The 26,153-nt window shown below is 63.9% G+C and carries 25 protein-coding genes; 10 read left to right on the top strand and 15 right to left on the bottom strand.

What is annotated here, in order from left to right; translation table 11 throughout:
• Positions 1-3: 3 nt before the first annotated feature.
• From HH308_RS24085 to HH308_RS24035, 11 genes are all read right to left on the bottom strand, one after another.
• Positions 4-783: a cyclic nucleotide-degrading phosphodiesterase gene (locus HH308_RS24085; protein WP_170196806.1), complete on the bottom strand. Its 780-nt coding sequence runs from the start codon at positions 781-783 to the stop codon at positions 4-6.
• A 93-nt stretch (positions 784-876) separates the two neighbouring features.
• Positions 877-1,686, bottom strand: a complete 810-nt coding sequence (gene murI / locus HH308_RS24080) for a glutamate racemase (RefSeq protein ID WP_312870833.1) — start codon at positions 1,684-1,686, stop codon at positions 877-879.
• Between the two features lie 47 nt (positions 1,687-1,733).
• Positions 1,734-2,357, bottom strand: coding sequence for a rhomboid family intramembrane serine protease (locus tag HH308_RS24075; protein ID WP_170196805.1), 624 nt, complete (start codon positions 2,355-2,357; stop codon positions 1,734-1,736).
• A gap of 32 nt (positions 2,358-2,389) precedes the next feature.
• Positions 2,390-3,358 (bottom strand): PLP-dependent cysteine synthase family protein, encoded by a 969-nt coding sequence (locus HH308_RS24070; RefSeq protein WP_170196804.1) that lies wholly within the window; start codon positions 3,356-3,358, stop codon positions 2,390-2,392.
• Between the two features lie 2 nt (positions 3,359-3,360).
• Positions 3,361-3,633: a MoaD/ThiS family protein gene (locus tag HH308_RS24065; RefSeq protein ID WP_170196803.1), complete on the bottom strand. Its 273-nt coding sequence runs from the start codon at positions 3,631-3,633 to the stop codon at positions 3,361-3,363.
• Between the two features lie 2 nt (positions 3,634-3,635).
• Entirely contained in the window at positions 3,636-4,049 is a 414-nt protein-coding gene (locus tag HH308_RS24060) for a M67 family metallopeptidase (RefSeq protein ID WP_170196802.1), read from the bottom strand.
• A 96-nt stretch (positions 4,050-4,145) separates the two neighbouring features.
• A complete protein-coding gene (locus HH308_RS24055; RefSeq protein ID WP_170196801.1) occupies positions 4,146-5,306 on the bottom strand; it encodes a hypothetical protein in 1,161 nt (386 codons plus the stop codon).
• Positions 5,303-6,016, bottom strand: a complete 714-nt coding sequence (locus HH308_RS24050) for a hypothetical protein (protein ID WP_170196800.1) — start codon at positions 6,014-6,016, stop codon at positions 5,303-5,305. The genes HH308_RS24055 and HH308_RS24050 overlap by 4 nt, the downstream gene beginning before the upstream one ends.
• Entirely contained in the window at positions 6,016-7,263 is a 1,248-nt protein-coding gene (locus tag HH308_RS24045) for a vWA domain-containing protein (RefSeq protein WP_170196799.1), read from the bottom strand. The genes HH308_RS24050 and HH308_RS24045 overlap by 1 nt, the downstream gene beginning before the upstream one ends.
• Positions 7,260-7,898, bottom strand: coding sequence for a hypothetical protein (locus HH308_RS24040; protein WP_170196798.1), 639 nt, complete (start codon positions 7,896-7,898; stop codon positions 7,260-7,262). Before HH308_RS24040 ends, HH308_RS24045 begins: the two co-directional genes overlap by 4 nt.
• A gap of 137 nt (positions 7,899-8,035) precedes the next feature.
• On the bottom strand, positions 8,036-8,365 hold the full coding sequence (locus HH308_RS24035; protein WP_170196797.1) for a P-loop NTPase family protein: 330 nt from the start codon (positions 8,363-8,365) through the stop codon (positions 8,036-8,038).
• Positions 8,366-8,802: 437 nt separating this feature from the next.
• On the opposite strand from HH308_RS24035, the gene HH308_RS24030 reads away from it, so the two are divergent.
• Positions 8,803-10,842, top strand: coding sequence for a DNA-binding protein (locus HH308_RS24030; protein ID WP_170196796.1), 2,040 nt, complete (start codon positions 8,803-8,805; stop codon positions 10,840-10,842).
• Positions 10,843-10,968: 126 nt separating this feature from the next.
• On the opposite strand, the gene HH308_RS24025 is transcribed toward HH308_RS24030, so the two are convergent.
• A complete protein-coding gene (locus tag HH308_RS24025) occupies positions 10,969-11,349 on the bottom strand; it encodes a hypothetical protein (protein WP_170196795.1) in 381 nt (126 codons plus the stop codon).
• A gap of 314 nt (positions 11,350-11,663) precedes the next feature.
• On the opposite strand from HH308_RS24025, the gene HH308_RS24020 reads away from it, so the two are divergent.
• From HH308_RS24020 to HH308_RS23990, 7 genes are all read left to right on the top strand, one after another.
• The gene (locus HH308_RS24020) at positions 11,664-13,211 is read left to right on the top strand and encodes a class I SAM-dependent DNA methyltransferase (RefSeq protein ID WP_170196826.1); all 1,548 of its coding nucleotides are present in this window, start codon (positions 11,664-11,666) and stop codon (positions 13,209-13,211) included.
• Between the two features lie 116 nt (positions 13,212-13,327).
• A complete protein-coding gene (locus tag HH308_RS24015) occupies positions 13,328-14,431 on the top strand; it encodes a restriction endonuclease subunit S (protein WP_246284808.1) in 1,104 nt (367 codons plus the stop codon).
• 108 nt (positions 14,432-14,539) lie between these two features.
• The gene (locus HH308_RS24010; RefSeq protein WP_170196793.1) at positions 14,540-14,887 is read left to right on the top strand and encodes a hypothetical protein; all 348 of its coding nucleotides are present in this window, start codon (positions 14,540-14,542) and stop codon (positions 14,885-14,887) included.
• A 164-nt stretch (positions 14,888-15,051) separates the two neighbouring features.
• Complete coding sequence (locus HH308_RS24005) at positions 15,052-16,815, top strand: ATP-binding protein (protein ID WP_170196792.1); 1,764 nt, start codon at positions 15,052-15,054, stop codon at positions 16,813-16,815.
• Between the two features lie 77 nt (positions 16,816-16,892).
• Positions 16,893-20,090 (top strand): type I restriction endonuclease subunit R, encoded by a 3,198-nt coding sequence (locus tag HH308_RS24000; protein WP_170196791.1) that lies wholly within the window; start codon positions 16,893-16,895, stop codon positions 20,088-20,090.
• A 52-nt stretch (positions 20,091-20,142) separates the two neighbouring features.
• Positions 20,143-20,601, top strand: a complete 459-nt coding sequence (locus HH308_RS23995) for a hypothetical protein (protein WP_170196790.1) — start codon at positions 20,143-20,145, stop codon at positions 20,599-20,601.
• Entirely contained in the window at positions 20,598-21,605 is a 1,008-nt protein-coding gene (locus tag HH308_RS23990; RefSeq protein WP_170196789.1) for a serine/threonine-protein kinase, read from the top strand. The genes HH308_RS23995 and HH308_RS23990 overlap by 4 nt, the downstream gene beginning before the upstream one ends.
• A 46-nt stretch (positions 21,606-21,651) precedes the next feature.
• Here HH308_RS23990 and HH308_RS23985 read toward each other — a convergent pair whose 3' ends face one another.
• The 3 genes from HH308_RS23985 to clpS are packed head-to-tail and all read right to left on the bottom strand — an operon-like array spanning position 21,652 to position 23,696.
• Entirely contained in the window at positions 21,652-22,782 is a 1,131-nt protein-coding gene (locus HH308_RS23985) for a P1 family peptidase (RefSeq protein WP_170196788.1), read from the bottom strand.
• Complete coding sequence (gene aosR / locus HH308_RS23980; protein WP_170196787.1) at positions 22,734-23,312, bottom strand: oxidative stress transcriptional regulator AosR; 579 nt, start codon at positions 23,310-23,312, stop codon at positions 22,734-22,736. The genes HH308_RS23985 and aosR overlap by 49 nt, the downstream gene beginning before the upstream one ends.
• A gap of 3 nt (positions 23,313-23,315) precedes the next feature.
• Positions 23,316-23,696: an ATP-dependent Clp protease adapter ClpS gene (clpS, locus tag HH308_RS23975; protein WP_170196786.1), complete on the bottom strand. Its 381-nt coding sequence runs from the start codon at positions 23,694-23,696 to the stop codon at positions 23,316-23,318.
• A 22-nt stretch (positions 23,697-23,718) separates the two neighbouring features.
• Here clpS and HH308_RS23970 point away from each other — a divergent pair, with 22 nt between their 5' ends.
• Both HH308_RS23970 and HH308_RS23965 read left to right on the top strand, forming a co-directional pair.
• A complete protein-coding gene (locus tag HH308_RS23970) occupies positions 23,719-25,023 on the top strand; it encodes a nicotinate phosphoribosyltransferase (protein ID WP_170196785.1) in 1,305 nt (434 codons plus the stop codon).
• Between the two features lie 123 nt (positions 25,024-25,146).
• On the top strand, positions 25,147-26,028 hold the full coding sequence (locus HH308_RS23965; protein WP_170196784.1) for a type IV toxin-antitoxin system AbiEi family antitoxin domain-containing protein: 882 nt from the start codon (positions 25,147-25,149) through the stop codon (positions 26,026-26,028).
• Positions 26,029-26,153: the final 125 nt, after the last annotated feature.

Here is a 26,153-nt window from a genome sequence, read left to right as displayed (position 1 = left end):
AGATCAGGCGACCACCGTGGACGTCACGTCGATGATCTGCCCCGGTGCGACGACGGTGATCGGTCCCGAATAGACGCTGCGGGCTTCGGCCACGATGTCGTCGGTGGACGTCCACGGCGGGATGTGAGTCAGCGCGAGGTGTTTCACTCGAGCCTTGGCGGCTGCTTCACCGGCTTCGATGCCGGACAGATGCAGGTGCGGCGGCCGTTCGTCGGGCGCGTGAGTCCACGATGCCTCGCAAAGGAATACATCGGCGTCGGAGGCCATCTCGATGAGTTGGTCACACGCGCCGGTGTCGCCGCTGTAGACGAGCGTCTGCCCTTCCGGGCCGGTGACGCGCACGCCGTAGGTCTCCGGCGGGTGGTCCATCTTCGTCGGCACGAGCGTCATTCCGCCGAGTTCCACGGGCTTGCCCTCTACCCAATCCTGGGAGTCGAAGGTGTCGGATATGTCATCGATGTCGCCCGCGTACTCCGACGATCCGGCGCCGATGCGCTGAGCCGCCCCCGGCGGACCCCACATCGGGGCCCGACCGACGGCCGGCGTCGGGGCATAGCGACGCCATACGAGCATCGCGGGAAGGTCCATGCAGTGATCGGCGTGCAGGTGACTGAGTGCGACGGCCACGTCGTTGGGATCGACGTACTTCTGCAATTCACCGAAAACGCCCGGACCGCAATCCAGCAGCACGGGCTGTTGGTCGGGAACCGTCAACAAGTAGCCAGAACAGGCGACGGAGGGACCACCAACACTTCCCGAACACCCAAGCACCGTCAACCGCATATGCCCACCTTGCCACGCATCACGGATCCATTGTCGGCGAACCGCCGTCTTCGGTTACACGGAACCGAAGCGATGGGTTACGACACACATCGCCTATAGGTGTGTGACCTCGCCAACCGATGGACCGAGAAAACGCGTCGACAACTTCTTGAACGATTCGGGGTCGCCGGTGGCTTGAAACACCCTCGACGCGGTGCGATCGGAATGCGGGTGCAGCAGATCACGTTCGGTGAGCACTCGGAAAACGTCCTTGGCGGTCTCCTCCGCGCTCGACACGAGCGTCACCTGTTCGCCCATCGCCAATTGAATGACGCCCGACAACAGCGGGTAATGCGTGCAACCGAGAACGACGGTATCGACGTCGGCCTCTTGCAGCGGCTCCAGGTACCCCTCGGCGAGGCCGAGGATCTGGCGGCCGCTGGTGATGCCGCGTTCGACGAAGTCGACGAACCGCGGGCATGCCACCGCGGTGATCACGGCGTCACGCGCGGCGGTGAACGAGTCCTGGTAGGCACGCGATGCGATGGTCGCCTCGGTGCCGAGGACACCGATCCGACCGGTCTTGGTCGCCGCGACGGCGCGTCGGACCGCGGGCAGCACGACCTCGATCACCGGAATCGGAGCATAGCGTTCCCGGGCGTCGCGCAATCCCGCGGCCGACGCCGTGTTGCAGGCGATGACGATCGCCTTGACGCCGCGAGAGGCGAGGTCGTCGCCGATGGCCAGGGCGTGGCGTCGGATCTCGGGAATCGTCAGCGGCCCGTACGGTCCGTTGGCGGTGTCGCCGATATAGATGATGTCTTCGTCGGGCAGCTGATCGATGATGGCACGTGCGACGGTGAGGCCGCCGACGCCGGAGTCGAAAATGCCGATGGCCGAAGTCTGGTCGGTGTTTTGGGACACGACGAGGGAAGAAGTGATGGTCGGGCCTTTCGGATGTCGGCTCGTGTTCAGACGAAGGGTTGGGCGGCTTTCTTACGATCACGTGCCGCCAGATACCACGCGGCGAGCACCCCGCCGATCGCTCCGAACAGGTGCCCCTGCCACGAGACCTGTCCGCCGACGGCCCACGGCAGCATCCCCCACAACACGCTGCCGTAGATCAACAGCAACACCACACCGGTCACGATCTGCCAGATCTGTCGATTGAAGAATCCCCGGATCAACAGGAAGGTGAGCCATCCGAAGATGACACCCGACGCCCCGACGGTGACCGTGTACGGCGGTGAGAACAGCCAGATTCCCACTCCGGAGACCACCCACACGATCGCGGTGACCGCGAGGAATCGCCGAGTCAGCAACAGCATGTAGCCGAGCACGGCTCCGACGGTGACGTTGCCGATCAGATGCGCCCAGTCGGCGTGCAGCAGCGGTGCCCACACGATCCCGCCGAGCCCGTCCAGTTGACGTGGTTCGATCCCGTTGTCGTCGAGCTCGAAATTCGTTGCGGCGTCGATCGCTTCGATGACGAACAGCACGGCGACGATGATCGCCATGATGATCGCCGAACGGATCCACAATGGTTTGTCGCTCAGGGTGCCTGCGCCCGAGTTGACGTTCGGTGGGTACGTCATCGGTCCCTTCCTGGCCTGGCTGTGCGGGGCGGTCACGCCCAGAGTTGATCGGCGATGGCCTCGGTGGCCTCATCCAGGCTACCCGTGTAGGCACCCGTCGAAAGATACTTCCACCCGGCGTCGGGGACGACGATGCCGATGTCGGCGCGCTGACCTGCCTTCAGTGCCCGACGCCCGACGCCGCGCGCGGCGTGCAAGATGGCGCCGGTCGAGACGCCGGCGAAGATGCCTTCGGTCTCGATCAGCTCGCGTACACGTGCCAGCGCGTCGCCACCGGTCACCGAGTATCGGCGGGTGAGAACCGAGGCGTCGTACAACTCCGGGATGAAGCCCTCGTCGATGTTGCGCAGCCCGTACACTTCGTCGCCGTAGCGGGGCTCGGCGGCGACGATCTCGATGTCGGGGTTCTGTTCGCGTAGGAATCGCCCGACGCCCATCAGGGTTCCCGTGGTGCCGAGTCCCGCGACGAAATGCGTGATCTCGGGAAGGTCGGAATAGAGTTCGGGACCAGTGCCCTCATAGTGGGCCAACGCATTGGCGGCATTGCCGTATTGGTAGAGCATGACCCAATCATCATGTTGCGCCGCAAGCTCTTTCGCTTTCGCCACCGCGGTGTTGGAACCGCCTGCCGCGGGCGAGGAGATGATCTCGGCGCCGAACATGGTGAGAAGTTGGCGACGTTCGGCCGAGGTGTTCTCCGGCATGACCACGATGAGCCGATAGCCGCGCACTTTCGCCGCCATCGCCAGTGCGATACCGGTGTTGCCGCTCGTCGGCTCGAGGATCGTGTCGCCTGGCTTCAGCGTGCCGTCGCGCTCGGCGGCGTCGATCATCTTCAGCGCCGGGCGGTCCTTGATGGATCCAGTGGGGTTGCGGTCTTCGAGTTTGGCCCAGATCCGCACGTGCGGGCCGTCGGCGTCGTCCCAGCGTGGGGAGAGTTTCGGGAGTCCGACGAGCGGCGTGTGGCCGAGGGAGTCGACGAGCGAGTCGTATCGGGCCACCGTTATCCGCCGGCGACCGCGGGCAGAATGGTGACGTCGTCGCCATCGTCGACGGTGGTGTCGAGGCCGCCGGTGAAGCGCACGTCCTCGTCGTTGACGTAGACGTTGACGAACCGGTGCAGAGCGTCGTCGGCGACCAGGCGGTCTTTGATTCCCGCGTGGCGACTGTCCAGGTCGTCGATGACCGCCCGCAGTGACGCGCCTGCGGCGTCGACGCGCTTGTCACCGCCGGTGTATGGCCGCAGGATGGTCGGAATGGATACGGAGACAGGCACTTTCACTCCTCGGTTGTGATCTCGATGGGCTCTTCGGTGACGATACCGTCGATGATGCGGTAACTACGGATCTCCGCGGCGTCGGCGTCGCGGGTGGAGATCAACACGTAGTGAGCGTTGGGCTCGGACGCGTAGGAGATGTCGGTGCGGCTCGGATAGGCCTCGGTCGCGGTGTGCGAGTGATAGATGACCACGGGCTCTTCGTCGTTGCGGTCCATTTCGCGCCATAGCCGTAGCTGCTCGCCGGAGTCGAAGCGGTAGAACGTCGGGGAGCGCTCGGCATTGATCATCGCCACGAAACGTTGCGGAACGTCGGAGCCGTCTGGACCGGCGATGATGCCGCACGCCTCGTCCGGGTGGTCGGAGCGAGCATGCGCCACCATGGCGTCGATCAGCGGCTGGGAGATCGTGAGCACGGTTGTGCCAACGTCGGGTGGTCGGGGAGGTATTCCCGTGGGGTGACGATGGATCAGACTCGGATTTGCCACGCGACGCGACCGGCAAATACGCGATTACTCCTCGACCACGACCAAACGCCGTAGATCCAAGTAGCTTGACTCGCGACGAAGTACCGATTCGTCATCGCTTCCGGGCCGAAAGCCCGCAGGCAGCGCGATGGCGTCACAACCCGAGCCGAGCACTTCACAGAGCGCCAATTCGACGACGAACGCCGCAAGTCGAGCGCACGGGTGCGCAGTCGCGGTAAGAGTCATCGTCCACGGTTCCGGGCCTTCATCGTCCTCCCAGCGGATCTCGTCGGCATCGCCCGAGCTGGGCGCGAACGTGAGCTGTGGTCCGGCCCGGAACACCGCAGTTCGACCCAGAACCGTAAGGTCGAGGTGATATCCCCACAGGCCGATATCGCCGCACTCGACCAGTGTCTCCGGGTCGGACACGACGTCCGCAGGCAACACACTGCCCAACCACCGCCGCACAGCGCGGACCAGGTCCCCCCGGCTCGGAACGCTGTCGACCCCGAAGAAGCGGCGACCTGCGAACGGGGACAGGCCCCACGTCGCGGGGTAGTACCTCGCCCATAACCTCGCGATGAGATCGTCCAGGGCGGTCTGCGTCTCGAAAAGTCCGATGACGCTCAGCGCGTACAACTCAAGGTAGGTCGATTCGGGTAGCGCGATCGCGTACCCGGCGGAGACTCGCACGAGCCAGCCCAGTGACTCAGCCACCCAACCCGTCTTGAACAAGTAGCCCGCGGACTCGCACAGCCTGTCGACTTCGCTGTCTCCCGCGTGCGCCAGCGTTTCGGTGAGTCCGTCGAACAGCCGCTGGTAGCGCCCTCGCTCCGAGATGTCCGTAGCCGTGACATTGCCGCCGTAGCGCCAGGGAAAGCGCCCGATCAATCGCCGTGGATGCCCGTCGACCTCCTGATGAAGTGCCATCAACCACACTCCGTCTGGATATTCGCGATACGACAACCGCCGGTCGCCGATGGCACTCCACCCCACCTCCGATGCGGTCGCCAACTCCTGTGCCCGCTGATCGGCGATGTCGGGCGTCCACGATTCGGGGAACTGGGTACATCCGGTGACAGATGTGCCGAAGTCGTGGCAGGGCTGCGCCGGGAGCGGGCGGCGACGCCCGCGGCGCACGCCGTCCTCCGCGTACATCGCGTCGATCACGAACTCCACCGCCTGCGGCACCAGATGAGCGGTCATCGCGTCACCTGCAGCCACGGCCTGCTCCGATGTACTCCCCCACCGAGCCAGTCCGCGGCGTCGCAGACCGAACCGACGTCGGAGGTCAGCAGGCGGATGTCCGATGGCGTCAAGTCCGTATAGGCGAGCTCGATGACCTGTTCGGCGTTGATCTCGGCGTGGTCTGCGCCGGCCCACGCGCGGATACGCGGAATGCTGTCCGGATGAATCCCCGCCTCCCAGAGCTTTCCGACCTCGCCGCACGCCAACTGGTCGCGCCAGCGGTCGAACGTCTCGGGCCGATCCGTCGCAGTCCACCATTCGGTGGCCTCCGCCAGGATCGCAATCTGCGTGGGTTCCGCGTTGTACCGCTGCGCCGCATGGTCGTAGGACCGAACGAACGCTGAAGCGGTGTAGACGTCCGGGAAGTGGTGACCGACGCCCGCGGACCAGCGGCCCACGTAGTCGTGTACCAACGGGAACCACTCTCGTCGCAGATTGAGAGCGATGAAATAGCGAACGGCTTGAACGACATTCGGAAATTCGTGGCACGATGACCAGCCGCCCAGGGCGACCGCGACCGCCTCGGCTGCAGCGTCGTGTGGAGTCGTCAGCGACCAATCGGGGTTCAGAACAACGTCGTGGACCTTTCCTGACGTCGACTCTCGGCGTGTGCTGCACGGCACCTGAACCACGATGGGCTCGTCGAGCGTGAACGGGTGGCGTGGCATCAGTACTCCACGGTGCATTCGACGCGCACCAACCAACCCGGCGTCGACGGCAGCGCATCGGCGCCGTTCGACCCGACGAGCGCCGCAATGACGGTCATGCCCGGTACCGCGTCGGATGGCCACGGGGTGAATCCGTCGGTGAACACGACCACCAACTCGGGCCGCGGCCGCAATTGCGCAGCGACAGCGATCCCGACTGACATGTCGGTGCCACCACCGCCGAGCAGATCAATGTCGGCCGCGGACCGTACGCGTTTGGACACCGCGGTGGTATCGACCGAAATCGCCGTGAGGCCCCGCGCCGACGCTCCGCTGCTGACGAGAATTGAGTCTAACTCGGCGATGGCGATCCCGAGGAGCCGGTCGTTCATGCTACCCGAGGTGTCGACGACGACTGCGATTTCCGGAACCACGCGAATTTGGCTGGGGAACAACACCTTTGGCATCGCCGACGCACGCCGGAACGGTCGGCGATAGCTGTAGTCGCCGGTACCCGCGGTGGTGGCGACGACGCGTCGCACCGCTTGGGCGAAGACGGTGCGCCACGGAATCCGAGGTGTGCAGGCAGTCTGCGCCCAACGCTGAACTTTTGCGTCGGCGACGCCGACGCCGCTTGAACCGTCCTGGGCGAGCACCTCGGCTGCTACCGCACGCCGCAGGACCGACTGGTCGAGGCGCGTCACCGACGGCAGGTCGCCCGAATCACGCGGTTCGTAGCTTCGCGGAACACCGTCGGCGCCGGACCCACACACGTCGCGGCGCTCGGTGGTCTCGACATCGTCGGGGATCCGCTTTGCCCGCGCGTACCGCAGTTCTGCGGGGACACTCGTGCGGAGCGGCCGGCGGCCGGGGATCGATCGCGGCAGTGCGCCTGCGGGAGTGAGGAATTCGGCGATCGCAGCGTCAGCGGACACACACCATCTGCGGGCCGAGTCGGCGTTCACCCCGCAGGCCCGCGCCCGCGCGGCGTGGTCGTCGAGGAGGTGCCATAGCAGATGCACCAGTTCGCGACCGACTTCCGGGACGTCGGTGACCGCGAGCCAGTCGACGTTGACATACAACCGCCACGATTCGTCGACCGTCATACGCTCCACTGCGTCGGAACCGATCGGATGTAGGGCGTACAGTGCCGTCGCGAGGTAGGCCAGCCCGAGCGGCGCATCGTGGTCACGAGGCGCGCCGTCGTCACGCGTGCTGATGATCCACAGACGTGCCGATGTGATCCGGCTGGGCCACGACGTGTTCACATCACTCTCGCTTCCATCAGCGCGGGCCCGAACATCACGACGGCAGAGGGCATCTCGGCGCCGTCGGGCCGCACGTTCGGGGCGACGAGACTGCGGATCGCAGGAATAGCCGGGTCGAATCCGACTTGGTCGGCGGCCTGGCAGCACAGCTCAACGGTGGCCCGCCACCGGTCGGCCGTCAAATCCGCGGTGACTGCCGCCACGATCGACTGCAAGACGACATACACCCGGTCGGCGCGAACACCCTCGAAGCGCAGCGCCTGCGATCCGTCCAGCAGCGCATTGGGATCGGGCAGGTCGAGGTTGCGCCGCCACGACAGGAACTCATGCGCGGTCGATTCGCCGATGGCACCGGCGACGACGAGATCGGTGACGCGGTCGCAGGCTCCGGCGTACTCCGCGAGTGCCAGTAGGCGGCCGACGAACTCCCATGTGCGCGGCGTCGGAAAACTGCGCGAACGCGAGGCGTAGTCCTTCGGTACCACGCTGAGCTGGTTCGGCCGGGCACGCAGAAATCCGGTGACCGCGGCCATCGCGCGGACGGTCCGTACTCGGTAATCGTCCGGTAGGACGCCGGGCCGCAGCGTCGGCCATGAGCCGGCGACCGTACCGGGAGCAAATACGTCGAGCGTCATCGCGAAGTCGAGGTGTACGAACCGCGACGCTGTCGGCGCGGCGAGCTCCCAACCTGCTGCAGCGACGTCGACGGGGTTCGCAGCCGCGACGAAAGTGACCGACTCGGGCAGCGTCAGATCACCGACTTCGCGATGGGTCAGTACGCGCAGCGCCGCGGCCTGCAGGGACGGCGACGCGGTCTGAACTCGTCGAAGAAGCAGATTGCGGGACCGTCGTGCTCGGCGAGGCGGCGTGCCCAGGCGGGCGGCGCCAAGACGACGTCACCTCGCGGAGACACGACCGGCAACCCAGCCAGATCCGACGGTTCGCTTTGACTGAGGATCACCGTTTCGACGTGCCATCCGCGCTGGGCGGCGGACTCGATCATCGAGGTCTTGCCCTCGCCCGGATTTCCCCAGAGGATCACCGGGATTCGAGTCGAGATACACAAGGCGATGGCATCGAGTGTGTCGTGGTAAGTGGACATGTGGGCAACCTATCTGTTCAGTCGGACATTTCCGGTCCGAGCGGCCGTGATGTCAGATGCCACCCGTGACACGCACGGCACGGGTAGCAGCGGCGCTCGTGGCGGTTCAACGCTTCGCCGTCGACGGCGAAGTGCCGGCGATTGTCGATGGCATGGAGCGCTTCAACCGCGTCGGCGTGGTCGCGAAACCTGACCTTTCGACTCGGGCACTCATGAGAACTGTGGCGCGGCCAGCGTCGGCGTCGCCGGGCGGACGTCGGCTCGCGGTCGTGTCGGCTCATCATTCACTTCCTCGTTGTGTGCGTATGTCCAAGAGTGGCAGGCCACCGCACTCACGACCTCAATTGTCTTGATAAGATCCCTTATCGAATACTGCGATAGCAATACCCATCGCTTAACTAGTCTTGGCGGCACCAGATTCAGGAAGTCGAGTTCTCATGACAGCTCAGTTGTCGATGCAAGACATCGCCGACCTCGCACAGGTCCGTCGACCTGTCGTGAGCGTCTGGCGTCGGCGCTACGCGACCGGCGACAACCCCTTTCCGGCCTCGATTCGCCCTGATCGGTTGGTATTCGATGCCGATGCCGTCGCCGACTGGCTACGCGCGACCGGGCGCGGCAACAACGCCGCTGCGGCCGACGACGTCGCAATGCATTCAAGTCTTCTGACCGATACCGCGGATGCACTCGACATCGCCTCGCTGCTGCTGCTCATCGCATCCCACGCGGCCGGTGACATCGGCTCGCTGTCATCGCCCGAGGTGTACGAGGTGGTCGCCGGCATCGCCGACGATGTTCTTGCCCCGTCCGGGCGGATCACCGACGCCCTCGCGGACACGCGAACAGTAGCCGCCGTCGACGAGTTGGCGGAGGCGGCATTCGGCGCCGAACCGGCTCTGGCACAACTCGTTCGGGCCGGAATGGCATCGGATCGAGTGTCGATCGCAGAGTCGATGACCGACAGCGGCTCGGCGCTGCTAACCGCGATGGCCACCGAATTGATGCGCGCCACGCGCGCAACAGTGATCCCGGCCGGACCAGGCGGCATGGCGCTGCTGGGCTCGGGACTGACTACCCTCGACGAACACGAGTATCCCGAGTGCGGCAGGACGAGCGATTCGGTCCTGCGTACGTGGCAACTCGCGCAGTGGCGATATCTGGCCGCCGCCGGCATCCCGATTCGCGTCGTCGACACCCCCGACTCTGACGCGCTGATCATCGCGCAATGGGCGTCGGCCACTGATGACGATGCGGTTCGATTCTTCGATTGGATGGACGATCTCACCGTCGACCTGGGTCCGGGCGGTGCCGCACTGATCGTCGGTCCGGCTGCTCTTCTCATCGACGACCTGCCCGCCGAAACGGCCGGCCGACGTGCCCGATTGCTCGGCTCGGTCGACTACTTCGCGCCGCTACGCTACGTAGCGCGCCTGCCGAAAGGCCTGCTTCGCACGAGCGGACGCCGGCAACTCGCGGTATGGGTTCTCGCCCCGGCCGTAGACGAACACAACGCCTCGACCGTCTACGCCGACCACTCGGCCCATGCGCTCACGCACGTGGAGAGTCAAGCCGTCGCCGCCGACGTCACCGCCGCGGCGACCGACGAAGCTGCCCGCCGATCACACACCTTCTTGCGCGGTGTCTCGCGTGCCTCCCGCGTCGTCGTGCCGCGACAGCAGTTGCTGCTCCCGTCATCGGACAGCGACACAGATAGCGGCGGCGAGATCCTGGCGCGCCTGTGGGATGCGCTCGGCAAGACCGACTGTGAAGCGCTGCAAGGCATTTCACTGCGGTCCGAACCTGCGCCGGATAGCCCGGTCCGTCCGCTCACCTGGCGTGCGGCAACCGTCGGCACCGACCGATCGGCGCGCGTCATCGCGGGGGTGCGCCTGCCCGCCGACGCCGTGGGGCCTGTCGCGGCAGGCTCGGTGGTCGTCATCTCCGCCGACGAACTTCGCAGTCCCGACCTGATCGGCACCCGCGGCGTCAACCGACTCGACCTCGAAAGACTCTCTCCCCGAGCCACTTTCACCGAACCGGGTGACGTGATCTATCAGCCGACGACGCCGCCGCGCGCGATCGTCGACGAGGACGGCGGTCACCTCGTGCTGACCCCGGCGCGAGTGCTCCGGCCAGTTACCCCCACTGATCGAGTGGCCGCGAGGAACGATCCCCCCGCTGATCGAGTGGCCGCGAGGAACGAGCGGCCGTATCGAGATCCCCGTCGCATTCTTCCTCACATCGCCGCGGCCGACATCCGCGCGCAGCGCGCCGCCAACGTCGACGCGTGGTCACTGCGAACCGTCGCCGCGGATCAGGTCCCGATCGTCGCGACCGCCCACGCTCGGCTGACCGCCCGGCGCGCGAAGTTGCACGCCGAACTGGCCGCGCTCGACGCCGCGGAGGTTGAGCTTAGCCGGGGCGCGACGACCGACGTCCTGGTCGGAGAGTTCCGCGACGAACCTGCCGTGCCGTAGCGGAGTTCGGTCGACCTCTCGAGGCCGCGCAGGGCGGAAACGATTCGCTGTTACCGCTGAGGCGGCTGAGGTTCCCGGCCCCATCCCCATCGGGAGCGATGTTTCGTCGCATATGCCTGCGTGCACTCAGCACACCGCCATCGCGTACTTGCCCGAGGCGTGGTTTTCACTGACCTGCACCCCGTTGATCGACACGAAGCACTGCGCGTAGTAGCCGCTGGTCTGGATGCTCGCCGCGGTGAGCTGGTAGGTTGAGCGTGACGTGAACGACTGGGTGCCCCAGTAGTGCCCATTCTTGGCGTTGTACTTGGGCAGGTGGGTATTGCTGAACGTGCTCATGTCGTTGTCGGCGTCGTACCAGTTCGACCCCTGATTGTCGGGAACGTCGGAGACGAACTCGTAGGTGACGGTGTCCCCCGACGTCGGCTCGGCAACGCTGGCCGTGGCGAGGCCCGGCGCGCTGAGCGCGATCGCGAGGGCGGAGACGAGTGCGAACTTCTTGATCATGGCAATTCCTTCGATGTGGGTGTGGTTGCGTCCGAACAGGTGAACATAGCGCCGGGCACTGACATCGCGTGGTTGTGTGTGATGCCGAGGTCGGCCACCGACCGTGAGTGCGGTGAACACCACTATCGCCTGCTGGATCCAGCGATTCTGCTAGACCTTCGATAAGGCTCCTTATCAACTCACTTGGCACAACATCTCGGGTTTGTGACGTAGTCTCGCTTCGACTCGAACCACGGATCGACAAGGAGCACACTCTGGTGGCGAAAGACAAGACTTCGCTCGCGGCGTCGTCGTCGAAGGACCTCAAGGACACCATGTGGAAGGCCGCGGACAAGCTGCGCGGCTCGATGGATGCGTCGCAGTACAAGGACGTCGTTCTCGGCTTGGTGTTCCTCAAGTATGTGTCCGACGCGTTCGAGGAACGCCGGACCGCGCTGGTCGACGAGCTCTCGGGCGAGTCGGACGATGTCGTGGCGGACACCCTGGAGGATCCCGACGAGTACCGCGCCGAAGGCGTGTTCTGGGTGCCTGCGACGTCACGGTGGGAGTTCATCGCGCGCAACGCCAAGGGCATCGCGGCGTCGGGGACCGACGACGCGCAGAGTGTCGGCAAGCTCATCGACGACGCCATGCGGCAGTTGGCCGACGAGAACGAGTCACTGCGCGGCACCCTGCCGACGATCTACGGTCGGGACAATATCGATCAGCGCCGCCTGGGCGAGCTAGTCGATTTGATGAATTCGGTGCGCTTCGCCGGCGAGGGCGCCACCAAGGCCCGCGATCTGCTCGGCGAGGTGTACGAGTACTTTCTCGACAAATTCGCGAAGGCCGAGGGCAAACGCGGTGGCGAGTTCTACACGCCGCCGGCGGTGGTGCGCGTACTCGTCGAGATCCTCGAGCCACACGAAGGACGCGTTTACGATCCGTGCTGCGGATCGGGCGGCATGTTCGTGCAGACCGAGAAGTTCCTGGAGCGGCATAACGAAGATCCGACGAAGATCTCGGTATTCGGTCAGGAATTGAATGAGCGCACGTGGAAGATGGCGAAGATGAATCTCGCTATTCACGGGATCGACACTCACGGCCTGGGGTCGCGATGGCAGGATACTTTCGCCCGCGATATTCACCCGGGAATCCAAATGGACTATGTCCTCGCCAACCCTCCGTTCAACATCAAGGACTGGGCCAGGCGCGAGGACGATCATCGTTGGCGATTCGGGGTGCCGCCGGTCCGGAACGCGAATTATGGCTGGATGCAACACATCTGGTCGAAGCTGGCCCCGGGCGGTGAAGCGGGGGTGGTGATGGCGAATGGCACGATGACTTCCAATACCGGCGGCGAGGGCGCGATTCGCCAGAACATGGTGGAGGCCGACGCGGTCTCCTGCATTGTGGCGCTGCCAGGGCAGTTGTTCCGCGGCACGCAGATTCCAGTGTGCGTGTGGTTTTTCGCGAAGGATAAGTCGCGCGGTCGCGGCGGCTCCATCGACCGGAGTCGCGAAGTGCTGTTCATCGACGCCCGCGAACTGGGGCAGATGGTTGATCGGGTTGAACGGACGTTATCCGACGATGACATCGAGAAGCGCATTGCCGGGACCTATCGCGCGTGGCGCGGGCGTGCGTCCGCGCCACGTGAGTATGCGGATGAGCCGGGATTCTGTAAAAGCGCCACACTCGATGAGATTCGCGACGCCGGGTATGCGTTGACGCCGGGGCGATATGTGGGGACGAGTGCGTCGGCCGAGGATCTGGAGCCGATCGACGAGAAGATCGCGCGGCTGACCAGGGAGTTGACGGCGGCGTTGGACGAGTCGGCACGGTTGGATGGGGTTGTGCGGGAACAGTTAGGGAGGTTGGGGTGAGAGACCGGGCCACCAAGAGACTCGTCGACCTGGCTAGTCCCGAGCCGAACGCGTTTTCAACGGGCCCGTTCGGCAGCGCCGTTTCATCGAAGCACTTTACAACCAGCGGCGTCCCAATGATCCGAGGATCGAATCTCTCAGAAAGTATTTCAACAAGGCTAATCGACCAAGATATCGTATTCTTACCCCAACGATTCTGCGAAGAATTCGCACGTTCAGTCGCTCGCCGCGGAGATCTGGTATTCACATGCTGGGGAACCATCGGCCAGATAGGACTAATCGACGAAACTTCCAAATTTGAGAAATACATCGTATCGAACAAGCAGATGCGATTCCGCCCAGACCCCAGAGTTGCATTTCCAGAATTCCTATACTACTTCCTTTCTCAACCGTCAATGTTGGATTACGTGCGCAGTCAATCGATTGGCAGCTCCGTTCCAGGGTTCAATCTAGGCCAGCTCAAACAGATCGAAGTTGCACTGCCCGATATCCGAGATCAAGAAGCCATCGTCGACGTCCTCGGCGCCCTCGACGACAAGATCGCGGCGAATCAGAAGCTACTCGCAGTGGGACAAGAACTAATCTGCACCTCGTGGGACTGGATTTGTCGCGAAGCCGAAGGTACTTTGCCATTTTCGTCGATTGCAGAGATAAACCCACGAACCGCGGTAACCGCCTCGCGTGCAGCATACTTGGATATGAAGAACCTTCCGCAGGGAGGCATGCTCATCGAATCCTGGGATGCTCGCGAGGTGCGAAGCGGCGCACGGTTCCGCAATGGTGACACGCTATTGGCACGTATTACACCGTGCTTCGAGAACGGGAAACTCGGATTCGTCGACAATCTTGCAGTCGATGAAGTCGCAGTCGGATCGACTGAATTCATTGTGCTGCGTCCACGCACTAATGTGCCGTACGCTGCACCGTTCTGCGTCGCCTCAACGCTGGAGTTCCGCGACCACGCGGAAAAGGGGATGACGGGCACGTCGGGGCGCCAACGGGTTCAGCCGTCTGCATTAGGCAGCTTCAGCATCCCGGTCCCCACAACCGAAGAGATGACGAAGTTCGGCGAGGTGAGCGACTCGCTCCTTCGCCGCCTCGGCAAAGCTCGGAACGAAAACCAAGTCCTAGCCCAAACCCGCGACGAACTTCTGCCCCTCCTCATGGATGGCCGCATCACAGTCGAACAAGCCGAACGCACTGTCGAAGAGGTGCTGTAAATGTTGAACCGGCCCGCAAAACCCGGCGATATTCACACCGATGACCTCATCAGAGTGTGCAGCCAACTCAACGCCCGTCAACCGATTACCGACAAATATGAGTCACGCGTGGCATACGCGAACGAGGACCATTGGCACAATCAACGCGACCACATCACCAGGTGGCTCGGCCAGTACAACACGAACGGCTACTACAACCGCGCCAACCCGTCCACGAGCGGCAGGCGCTTCTACAACAGTTTCAAGTGCGCATCTGGCCTGCTGTGGCTCGCCGACGCACTCGGCGAGGAAGCTGCAGTTCTGCACCACGGCGTCGAAGCGATCGATGCAGCCGGCACCAATTACGCCAGTCAGTGCGGAGCGTTCCGCAAGGTGGTGCCATGGGCGCGGATCGTCGAGCTCGCGCAGCCAAAGCTGCACGTCGCAGGGCCGACCAGGTGGCGGGCATGGCGCTGACCAGAGGTTTCTCGCCATTTTCGGTTCGCGTACACCTTCGCCAGTGCCGCTCATCGCGTAACCCTCCTGCAAACACTTCGCCTCGCCTAACTCTTGCATTCCTCTGCCGCATGAGTGCAAGAGTTAGCGCTAGAGTCACTGCATGAGTTACCTAAGGATCGCATGTGAAGACTGATGCACTCGTCGCGCGGTTGCGCGCTGTCGGCGCGGAACTAGCCAACGTTGAGGTCAAGACCGCGGCTGGGGGACTGCCCAAGACCGTCGTCGAAACGCTCAGCGCATTTGCAAACGGCGACGGCGGAGTCCTCATACTCGGTCTGGACGAAGAGTCTGGCTTCGTACCTGCCCTCGGCTTTCAGCCCCGGCCGATCCGCGACGCACTGGTGTCCGCTTGCTCTGAGGGGGTCCTCCCAGCGCTCCGGGTCCCGATCGAGATCGAGGCGTTCGAGGGCTCACACCTTGTGCGTGCAGACATCGCCCCACTAGACCCGTTAGACAAACCATGCCATGTTGCGGCCCGTGGCGCCTACCAAGGCTCGTTCATCCGAAGTGGCGACGGCGACTTGCGCTTGACCCACTACGAAGTGACTCAACTACTCGCCAACCGATCACAGCCGCTGCACGATACCGAACCCGTCGAACGCGCTACCCTCGACGATCTCGACGGGGCGCTGGTCGATAGCCTTCTCCGACGACTTCGCAGACGATCCCCGCGAAGTTTCGCTGGCCTATCCGAGGCAGATGCGCTCGTCAGGGTCGGCGCCGCGGTCCGCGACGGCCACGAAGTACGACCAACGGTGGGTGGGCTCCTATGCCTAGGCAACTATCCGCAGCAGTTCTATCCCCAGCTGTTCGTCAGCTTTGTGGTCTTACCGGGAAACTCGATGGGCGAGGCTCAGCCGGATGGCACACGATTCCTCGACAACCTCAGCGTGACAGGCCCGATTCCGCACATGGTCGCCGACGCGACTGCCGCATTGGTTCGAAACATGCGCTCAGCGTCGGTGGTGCGTGGCGTGGGACGAGCCGACCGGTACGACTACCCCATCGAGGTCTTTCGCGAACTCATCGTCAACGCGCTGATGCACCGAGACTACGGCCCTCTGGCACGTGGAACCCAGGTACACGTTGAACTCTACCCGGATCGCCTCGTGCTCAAGAGTCCCGGCGGCATCTACGGCGCAGTCCGCGTCGAGGAGTTGGGGACCGAGGAACAGGTTTCGTCCTCACGCAATGCAACATTATCGCAATTGCTCGCGGACGTGGAACTACCCGACCAGGGTGGTCAGGTGGTCAGTGAGAATCGAGGCTCCGGACTGCCACGTGTTGTTGCCAGCCTACGTCAAGCCGGCATGAGCCCTCCGGCTTTCGACGTTGCGCCGGGTCGAGTCACCGTAACTGTTCCCCAACACGCGTTGCTCTCTGTCGATGTCATCGACTGGATCGCCACATTGGGACTCGGAGACATGTCTGACGCACAGAATCTTGCGCTCGCAATCATGCATTCAACAGGTCGAGTCTCGAATGGAATGCTCCAAGCCTGGGGAATCGACAGACACGTCGCCGGCGACGCACTACGAGACCTCGTCGAACGCAACATCGCCACAGTATCCGGCGGCCGTCGATATGCGACATATCGACTGCTCCCCGCAGGTCCACCCGCGGTGGACACCAGAATCGTCGGACCCGCAGAGCTCAAAGAGCCCGGCGCACACGCAACGGGAATCGCCGTCGATTTCGATGCAGTCAAACAAGCGATCCGCGCAGGTCACACGACTGCTCGCGACATAAGCGAAACCCTTGAGATGAACTATCACGCAGTTTTACGACGGTTACGTGCCCTGCAAGATCGGGGCGAAGTCCAGGCCTTGAAACCTCGCAACAGCCGAAGCCAAAGCTATCGGCTTATCGAACCCGACCACCGATGAGCGAACCCAGAGCTACGCCGGGGAGTGGAGCCAAGTGACTCCGCACGCGACGTACCTGGTGAATGGAGACAATTGATATGTCCGGTGTCATGACCGAAGCCGATTGGGAAGCCTGGACCCTCGACCAACTCGCTGGTGAGGAATGGCAGCATCGCGACGGCAAAGACGTCGCACCGGGTAGTGGCGAGCGCGACAATTGGCACGACATCGTTCTCACCGGCACCCTGCGCACCGCGCTGGAGAATCTCAATCCGGGCGTACCCATCGGATATCTGGACCAGGCGTTGGCTGAAGTGACCACACCACAGTCACAAGACGTGATCACCGAGAATTTCCGTCTGCACAAGATACTCGTGAACGGGTACACCGGTATCAGCTATATCGACCACGACGGTCAAGAGGTCACCCCGACAATCCGGTTCATCTCCAGCGATCCAGCGCGCAACAAATATCACGCTGTCAACCAGGTAACCATTCGTAGTCGCGAATACGAACGACGATTCGACATCGTCCTTTACGTCAACGGTCTCCCCCTGTCAATTATCGAGCTCAAACAGGCCGGTGCCACCAAGGCGACGTCTCAAGTCGCCTTCAATCAGCTCCAGACCTACCTGCACGAGTTTCCGATGGCCTTCCGATTCGCGTGCTTCGTCGTCGCCTCGGACTATCTCACCGCAAGCTACGGAACACCGTTCACGCCCTGGAACCACTTCGCCCCGTGGAACGTCGACGACGACGGTGCACCGGTGGAGCCCGGAACCCCCGACGAGGACGGCGACCCTGACTACGAGCTTGATCTCCTCGTCGCCGGAGTCTTCAACGTCGACCGCTTCGGTCAGCTGCTCCGTGACTTCACCGCCTTCGACGAAGCCGAGACCGGTCTGCATAAGCGCATCGCCAAGCCGCACCAGTACTTCGCCGTCACCAAGGCCGTCGCCAGCACCGTGATCGCCGTCGACTCCGACGGCCGCGCCGGCGTCGTGTGGCACACCCAAGGGTCGGGCAAGTCGATGGAGATGGAGCTCTACTCCGCCAAGGTGATGCGACACTCCCGGTTGGCCAATCCGACCGTCGTCGTCCTGACCGACCGAACCGAACTCGACACCCAGCTGTTCGAAGGGTTCAAGATCTCGGCGCTGCTGCCCGAGCGGCCCCAGCAGGTGGCCAACCGGGAGGAGCTTCGCGCCGAGCTCAGCCAACGACGAAGCGGCGGAATCTATTTCACGACGCTGCAGAAGTTCGGACTCACCAAGGCCGAACGCGACGCCGGTGTCGATCATCCGTTGCTGTCGGACCGCCACAACATCATCGTGCTGGCCGACGAAGCCCACCGCAGCCACTACGACACCATCGACGGCTACGCCCGACACCTTCGCGACGCCCTGCCCCACGCTGCGCTCATCGCGTTCACCGGAACGCCGATCACCGAAGCCGAGCGCGACACCCGCAAGGTGTTCGGCGACGACATCGACATTTACGACCTACACCGCGCCGTCGCCGACGGCGCCACCGTGCCCGTCAAGTTCGAGCCCCGACTGATCAAGCTCGCTCGCAAGCCCGGCGTCGACGACGAGGAGATCGACGACGCCGCCGAAGAACTCACCTCCGGCCTCGACGAAGCCGACGCCGATCGCATCGCACGCACCGTCGCCGTCCTCGACACCGTGTACGGCGCGCCCGAGCGCCTGGCGGTTCTCGCCGACGACCTGGTGAAGCATTGGGAGACAAGGCGAGAGGTGATGGAGCCGTTCATCGGCGGTCCCGGCAAGGCGATGGTCGTGTGCGCGACCCGATCCATTGCCGCGCGGCTCTACCAGGAGTTGATCGAGCGTCGCCCCGAGTGGCACAACGACGCCGACGACCGCGGCGTCGTCAAGGTGGTGTACACCGCGACACCCGGCGACTCGGCGTCCATCAAGACGCATATGCGTCGACCGAGCGCGATCGCTGCCATCAAGAAGCGCATCAAAAACGCCGACGACGAGCTGCAGATCGTCATCGTCAAGGACATGATGCTCACCGGCTTCGATGCTCCCGCGCTCCACACGCTCTACGTCGACCGCCCCCTCAAGGGCGCCCTGCTCATGCAGACGCTGGCCCGCGTCAACCGCACCTACCGGGGAAAGGAAGACGGACTCCTCGTTGCCTACTCTCCACTCGCCGACAACCTGACGAAGGCACTGCGCGAGTTCACTCGGAACACCGCCGAGACCGGCGAACGCTTGGTCGGGCAGGACATGGCCGAGGCGGCGGCGATCGTCCACACTCTGCTCGGGGAAATCGGCGAAATAGTCGGAGACACGTGGCTCGACGCCGCACGAGCAGGCGATTACCGTTCTGCCGTGAACCAGGTGATCAGCCTGTTGCGCTCGCCGACGACGCCCGGCAACTCCGATCCGGATGATCCCGACGCGCGTCCACTCGCAGAGCGGTTCCGTGATCGTGCTGCGAAGCTGGCCCGCGCCTGGGCATTGACCGCCGGCGCCGCCCACAACGACCCTGACCTTGAGAAGGTTCGCCCCGAGGTCCGCTTCTACGAGGAGATCCGTACCTGGCTGGCGAAACTTGATGCGCGCGATCGCCAGAGCCGCGGAGAGCCGATCCCCGAGGACATCGCGCGTCAGCTCGGCGACCTCATCGTGACTTCTGCGACGAGCGACGGGGTGATCGACATCTATCGCGAGGCAGGCCTCGGCCTTCCCGACCTGCAGTACCTGACTCCCGAATGGGTGCACGACGCGCAGTCGGAGAGCAAGGTGCACCTGGCCATCGAGGCGCTGAAGACGAGCCTGCAGGAAGGCGCTCGACTCGCCACCGGGGGCAACGAGGTTCGGCGAAAGCAGTTCTCCGAACGCATCAACGAGTTGATGCTCAAGTACACCAATCAGCAGCTCACCGCGGCCGAAGTTCTGGCCGAGCTTGCTGAGTTGGCGAAAGATGTTGTTGCCGAAGCGGATCGAGGAAAGCAGTTCGATCCGCCATTGTCCACCGACGAACTCGCCTTCTACGACGTGGTACATCAGAACGATTCCGCGGTCGACGTAATGGGCGACGACGTGCTCGCTGCGATCGCCCGTGACCTGGTCGCGACGATGCGCCGTGACACCCGGCTCGACTGGACTGTTCGCGAAGATGTGCGAGCAAAGTTGCGGACATCGATCAAGCGACTGCTGCGGAAGTACGGCTATCCACCGGACCAACAGCCCGCCGCGATCGCGAGCGTGATGAGTCAAATGGAGGCAATGGCGCCGCGGATTGCGGAGGAGAAGGGATGATCACCGCGTTGGACTGCTTCATAAGAGATTCGACAGAAACGGAAAGGAACCCATGAAGGCAATCGCGTTCAAATCCAGAAAGGATGGATTCGATTGGATATTGGTCGACGGGACTGACCGAAACGTTGCCGCCGTTGTAATGCGTAAGAAGGTCACTACCCCCAAGGATAACCGCGAGGCGCAGCTTCTCTGGGTCGCGCAAGAAGTCGCAGAACTAGTGAAGTTTCATACGCCAATTCGTGCGGCAATCCAGAGAGTTGCCGGCGGGAATCTTTCAGATTCGCTCGTATCGCGAATCGAAGTTGACGGTGTGATACGAGCTGCACTCGGAAAGGCCAAACTCGATACTACAGCCATCAAGTCTCGCTACATCGCTAAGGCGTTCGGCGTCAAGATTAACGAGTTCGCCGAGCTCGAGGCCAACCTACCGTGTTTGCGCGATATTCCTGGCACATTCAGAGATCTCGCGTTACTTGCATTGTCTCAGTTGCCTGACGAGGTGTCTGAGTGACCCCGTTTCGCCACGTACGAAATCTGGGCAAAGGGGCCTTCAGTCATGTCTGTCTTGAGCACGACGAAGGTCTCGACCGACTGGTTGCCGCAAAGTATCTCGACGTTGACTGGATTTTCAGCACTGAATTCACAGAAGCTCAGGCCATGTTGCTCGGTAGCGCCGACAATGTCGTGGAGGTCTACTCGACAGACCTGACCGAAGCAGGAGACAGGGTGATCAGGATGGAGTACCTCCCAAACGGGAGTGTCGCGGATAAGTATGGCCGCGACCCGGTTCCGGTGACCGATGCGCTCCGCATCATGGAGGCAGCATGTCGTGGGGTCGAGCACATCCATGCTGCAGGCCTGCTGCACAGGGACATCAAGCCGGCAAACCTGCTCCTGGACGACGACCATGTCGTCAAAGTGAGCGACTTTGGTCTAGCGTGTGGAACGCACGAAGGGGCGGACGCTCCTTTCGGCTACTATGCGCATTTACCTCCTGAGTCGAGATCGTCGCAAACAATCACGAATACCGTCGGCGATGTATATGCACTGGGAGTGACTGCCTATCGCCTCCTGAACGGCGACCGTCGTGTTCGCGGATTACTTGACGGCAAGCCAGCCTCAAATCTGACGAGTCGCGATTGGCAGCCGTACATTCACCGAAGTTTGCGACAAGCGGTCGGCAATGCACTTAAGGCCGACCCGAGTAAGCGCATAGCCACCGCCAGCGACTTTCGCTACAAACTAGAAATAGCCCGTCCCCTCGTCAGTTGGCATCCCGCTCCAGATAATGAAAACAAATGGCTGGGCCAGCATCTCCTCAATGCAAGCAATTGGCAGGCCGAAATTGTTCCGCCCAACCCAAATGGATCGAACTTCACCTTTGAGGTCCGACGCCAGCTACGCGGCAAGACATTCCGCAAGATGGGAGACTCGACAGGAAGGTTCGACTCGATCAACGGTGCACTGAGTCACGCAGCGTCGGTACTGCAGCGCATCGCAACGACTGGAAAATAGGCGAGGACGATCCTCCCCTTGCCGCGCTGGGGCCTGTTCGAATATCTCACCTGAACGCGGACCCCACAACCTCACGCATACTCGACACCCCCGCCACCGACGTAGCATTGACCACGGCGTCGACGATCGCCTCGGCCACCATGTCGGCGGCCGCCGCGCCGAGCATCCCGACCAACGCGACGTCGGGGTTCATGCCCGGTGGGACAAGCGGCGACCGCTCCACTTCGACGGCTCCTGTCGCCACCGCGAACAATGTGTCGCCGTCGAGCGGTGAATGCGCCGGCCGAATCGCCCGGGCCAGCCCGTCGTGCGCCGACATCGCGATTCGCTTGGTCGACGCGACGTCGAGCTTCGCATCGACCGCCACCACACCGATCGTCGTATTGAGAACAGTCTGTTTGGCCTTCAAGTCGGCGAGCGCGGAGATGTCGTCGTCGGTGGGCCTCGTCAAGCCGAACCTGGAGAGCATCGATTCGCTTGCGCCCCAGGGCAGTCCGGTCTCCGGATCGAGGACGTCACCGACTGGATTGGCCACCACCAACGCACCGACCGTGACGCCCGCGCCCGGCCCTTCGGCCAGTGTGACACTCGCCGTCCCGATGCCGCCCTTGAGGCAACCGGCCCGCGCACCTGTGCCGCCTCCGACGCTTCCGACTTCGAAGTCCACCGCCGCCGCGGCGAGGGCGCGCGCACCGAAATCGGCGTCGGGGCGCTTGGCCCAGTCCCCGACCAACAGGTCGAAGATGACCGCCGCGGGAACGATCGGCACCACATGCCCGTGGAGATCCATCGGCAGGCCGACGCCCTCTGACTCCAGTGCGGACATCACGCCGTCGGCCGCGGCCAGCCCGTAAGCACTTCCGCCGGTCAAGACAATCGCGTGCGCACCGAGCACCGTGTTCACCGGGTCGAGCAGGTCGGTTTCGCGAGTGCCCGGTCCCCCACCGCGCACGTCGACCGCGGTCACCGATCCGGCCGGGATCCGAACGACCGTCGTGCCCGACGCCCAGCCGGTGCCCGGCTGCTCGCCGCCGACGGTGGCGTCGTCGTCGACGCGGTGGTGATGCCCGACCATGACGCCGCCGACGTCGGTGATGCGACGGCCCGGGGAGGCGGGGGCCGCACCGTTCACCGCATCAGCTCTTCCACCAGGAGCATCTGCACCAGCGTCAGCCATCGGTAGACCTCCAGATGGCCCGCCTTCGGGTCGTCGTAGGGCAATTCCTCGGGCGTGTCTTCGGTGATGCCGAGCATCGCACCGAGCGCCAACCGGACGTCGTTGAGCGCGGTGAGCCATTCGAGCGCCTGCGCCTCGGTCAGCTCTAGGTTGCCGCCGTTCATCGGCAGCGAATCCAGAAGTGTCTGTGCCGCAGCCCTTTTCGCCGAGATGATATGCGGTTCGTTGACGCTGCGCAGCGCCGCGTTGACGTTTCCGTTGACTGTTTCGGCGCAGAGTTCCTCGTCCTGGTCGGGTCGATGGAAGTCCGGCAGCAGTCGACCGAGCGTCGCATCGGTCGGGGCCGTCGAGTGCCCGACCGTGATTCCGGTGATGGCGGCGAGTTCGTCGTGCGGCGCCGTCTGCTCACGTTCGTCGAAGAGCTCGACGAGGGAGTTGACGACGGAGGCGATCAGTTGGCTTTCATTGCCGTCGAGTTGAGATCGATAGCGATAGTTGGGCGACCGGCCCACGCGTTTCCAGGTGCGCACGAATCAACTGTCTCGCTGCATGGTGGCCCACAGACCTGCGGTGTGCAGCCGCCGGACGTCGGCTTCCATCTTGTCGCGGTCCCCGCTGGAGACGACGGCTTTGCCCTCGGTGTGGACCTGCATCATGAGTTCGTTGGCGCGGGCTTTGGAGTATCCGAACAGCTTCTGGAAGATGAACGCGACGTACTGCATCAGATTGACCGGATCGTCCCAGACGATCGTGACCCACGGGCGGTCGATGGAGGTGTCCTCGCCGACGTCGGGCTCGGCGAGGGTCGCCCCGCCGGGCGTGCTGTCCGGGAGGCTCGCGGTGACAAGCGGCCCGCTCGCTACGCTCCCGGCGCCGGCGACAAGCGGCCCGCTCCCAGTAGCTGTGAATGGCATAAGGCCTAGGGTAGTTGATGTGATGAGCCAGAACACGTCATTGCTGACCGACCACTACGAACTCACGATGGTCTCGGCAGCCCTGCGGCAACCCATCGCGCACCGTCCGTGCGTGTTCGAGGTCTTCGCTCGACGCCTCCCCGACGGCCGCCGCTACGGCGTGGTCGCGGGCACCGGGCGTGTGCTCGAAGCACTCGCCGACTTCCGGTTCGGGCCCGAGGAGATCGCGCTCGTCGAACGTTTCCTCGACGCCGACACCGTCGGATGGCTGCGCGACTACCACTTCACCGGCGACGTCGACGGCTACCGGGAGGGCGAACTCTATTTCCCCGGGTCGCCGATCCTGACCGTGCGGGGTAGTTTCGTCGACGCCGTGGTGCTGGAGACGGTGATCCTGTCGATCATGAACCACGACAGTGCCATCGCTTCCGCGGCGGCACGCATGGTCAGCGCTGCCGGCACCCGCCCGATCATCGAAATGGGATCACGCCGCACCCATGAGCGCGCGGCGGTCGCGAGCTCACGAGCCGCCTATATCGCCGGGCTGGCCGCGACGTCGAACCTTGAGGCCGCCCGCAGCTACGGCGTCCCCAGCGCGGGCACCGCGGCTCACGCCTTCACACTCGCATTCACCGGCGACGCCGGTCCCGACGAGAAGGCCGCGTTCGCGGCGCAGATCGAGGCGCTCGGCGTCGGCACCACACTGCTCGTCGACACCTACGACATCACCCAGGGCGTCTTCAACGCGATCGAGGTCGCCGGTCCGGAATTGGGCGCGGTCCGAATCGACTCCGGCGACCTGGGTGTCCTGGCTCGTCAGGTCCGCGATCAACTCGACGGGCTGGGCGCCACCGGGACCAAGATCGTCGTGTCAGGCGACCTCGACGAGTACGCGATCGCCTCGCTGCGTGCCGAACCGGTCGACACCTACGGCGTCGGCACGTCCCTGGTCACCGGCAGCGGCGCACCCACCGCGGGGATGGTGTACAAACTCGTCGAGGTCGACGGTCGGCCGGTCGCCAAGCGGGCCAGCCACAAGGAGTCCCGGGGCGGTGCCAAAGAAGCGGTCCGGGTGTCGCGGGCGTCCGGCACGATCACCGAGGAAGTCGTCTTCCGTGCCGGCGGTTCCCCCGGCGTCGACGGCTCGGACGGCGAGCAGGTGCGCAAACTGCAGATTCCTCTGGTCCGGGGCGGCGACGTCGTCGACGGCCTGCCCGGACTGGCCGACGCACGCGAACATCTCGCGGCGGCGCTGGTGTCGTTGCCGTGGGAGGGATTGGGGTTGTCGCACGGCGACCCAGCGGTACCGACGCGATACGTGGTGTGACTTCGCGTCCCCGTGGATGGCCTCGGAGGGCACATTGCCCTCCGAGGGGTATGGAGGGGACGCCAATTCACGCGCTTCGAAGTCGGATGAAACCGATCGGCCCCGCTCTGCGTCTAACCGTGCATGGCTATGGACTCAGGTGTATTCACGATCGCCGAACTCGTCGCGTTGGGCTGGCCGCCGACTGAGATCAGACGAGCTCAGCGAGCGCAGCGGCTGATCTCCATCGGGCGCGGGTGGGTGCGGACCGACGCCGCTCACCCCGACGTCGTCTCGGCCGTCATGGCCGGCGGCGCGTTGAGTTGCGTCGGCGCACTCAGCTTCCACAAACAACACCGGTGGCCGAAGATCTGGATCCCGTCGGGCTACTCCGATACCCACGTCCGCCGCAGCAAACACATGAAGACGACAGCGCGCCCCACCGGCCCGTTCCACTGGTGCCAGGGTTACGGCAGGCCGCTGCCGGTGACCGCGGCCGTCGATTCGGTGGCCGTCGCGGTGGGCTGTGCGGCCCGCTGCGTCACCGGCGAAGAGTGGATCGCCATCGTCGATTCGATCCTGAACTCGACCGAGATCACCATTCCCGACCTCCAAGCCGACATGGGGCGAGTGACGCAGACCGTCTCACGACTGTTCGCACGATGCGACGCGCGGTCGCAGTCGGGCACCGAGTCCATCGCACGCCTGAGGTTGATATCCGCGGGATTCAGCGTCGAGGTGCAACCGTCGATCAGCAGGCACGAGCACGCGGATCTCGCTGTCGGTGCGTTGCTGATCGAGTGCGACGGCAAGCTCTATCACTCCGACGAAGCGTCCTACCGCAATGACCGTCGACGGGACCGGATGACGTTGATCGACCGATGGATGACCATGCGACTCACCTACGACGACGTTCTGTACGACTGGGCGGGCGTGCTCGAAGACATTCGCAGCGTGACCCGCCAAGATCGACACCGGATACGACGCACCGACGACCCCCGGCGTAAGCACGCGTCCCCGTCATAGTGGTCGAAGGGAACATTGCCCTCGCGTACTTGCCACGGGGACGCCAATTCACGTCGTCGCGAGCTGGTCGGACGTACGCGGATATCCACACCGATCACGTTTTCCACACCTTCGCGCGAATCTCC

The sequence above is a fragment of the Gordonia asplenii genome (assembly GCF_012933505.1).
Taxonomy (GTDB): Bacteria; Actinomycetota; Actinomycetes; order Mycobacteriales; family Mycobacteriaceae; genus Gordonia; species Gordonia asplenii.
This window is presented reverse-complemented; position numbering and strand designations above follow the sequence as displayed.

What these genes read in the sequence shown, in the direction of transcription:
- HH308_RS24025 (WP_170196795.1), bottom strand. Translation starts at nt 11,349, where the DNA reads ATGATCAAGAAGTTCGCACTCGTCTCCGCCCTCGCGATCGCGCTCAGC.
- HH308_RS24030 (WP_170196796.1), top strand. Translation starts at nt 8,803, where the DNA reads ATGACAGCTCAGTTGTCGATGCAAGACATCGCCGACCTCGCACAGGTC.
- HH308_RS24000 (WP_170196791.1), top strand. Translation starts at nt 16,893, where the DNA reads ATGTCCGGTGTCATGACCGAAGCCGATTGGGAAGCCTGGACCCTCGAC.
- clpS (WP_170196786.1), bottom strand. Translation starts at nt 23,696, where the DNA reads ATGCCATTCACAGCTACTGGGAGCGGGCCGCTTGTCGCCGGCGCCGGG.
- HH308_RS24085 (WP_170196806.1), bottom strand. Translation starts at nt 783, where the DNA reads ATGCGGTTGACGGTGCTTGGGTGTTCGGGAAGTGTTGGTGGTCCCTCC.
- HH308_RS24055 (WP_170196801.1), bottom strand. Translation starts at nt 5,306, where the DNA reads ATGACCGCTCATCTGGTGCCGCAGGCGGTGGAGTTCGTGATCGACGCG.
- HH308_RS24015 (WP_246284808.1), top strand. Translation starts at nt 13,328, where the DNA reads ATGATCCGAGGATCGAATCTCTCAGAAAGTATTTCAACAAGGCTAATC.
- HH308_RS23985 (WP_170196788.1), bottom strand. Translation starts at nt 22,782, where the DNA reads ATGGCTGACGCTGGTGCAGATGCTCCTGGTGGAAGAGCTGATGCGGTG.
- HH308_RS23995 (WP_170196790.1), top strand. Translation starts at nt 20,143, where the DNA reads ATGAAGGCAATCGCGTTCAAATCCAGAAAGGATGGATTCGATTGGATA.
- HH308_RS23970 (WP_170196785.1), top strand. Translation starts at nt 23,719, where the DNA reads ATGAGCCAGAACACGTCATTGCTGACCGACCACTACGAACTCACGATG.
- HH308_RS24040 (WP_170196798.1), bottom strand. Translation starts at nt 7,898, where the DNA reads ATGACGCTCGACGTATTTGCTCCCGGTACGGTCGCCGGCTCATGGCCG.
- HH308_RS24075 (WP_170196805.1), bottom strand. Translation starts at nt 2,357, where the DNA reads ATGACGTACCCACCGAACGTCAACTCGGGCGCAGGCACCCTGAGCGAC.
- HH308_RS24020 (WP_170196826.1), top strand. Translation starts at nt 11,664, where the DNA reads ATGTGGAAGGCCGCGGACAAGCTGCGCGGCTCGATGGATGCGTCGCAG.
- HH308_RS24035 (WP_170196797.1), bottom strand. Translation starts at nt 8,365, where the DNA reads ATGTCCACTTACCACGACACACTCGATGCCATCGCCTTGTGTATCTCG.
- HH308_RS23965 (WP_170196784.1), top strand. Translation starts at nt 25,147, where the DNA reads ATGGCTATGGACTCAGGTGTATTCACGATCGCCGAACTCGTCGCGTTG.
- HH308_RS24050 (WP_170196800.1), bottom strand. Translation starts at nt 6,016, where the DNA reads ATGCCACGCCACCCGTTCACGCTCGACGAGCCCATCGTGGTTCAGGTG.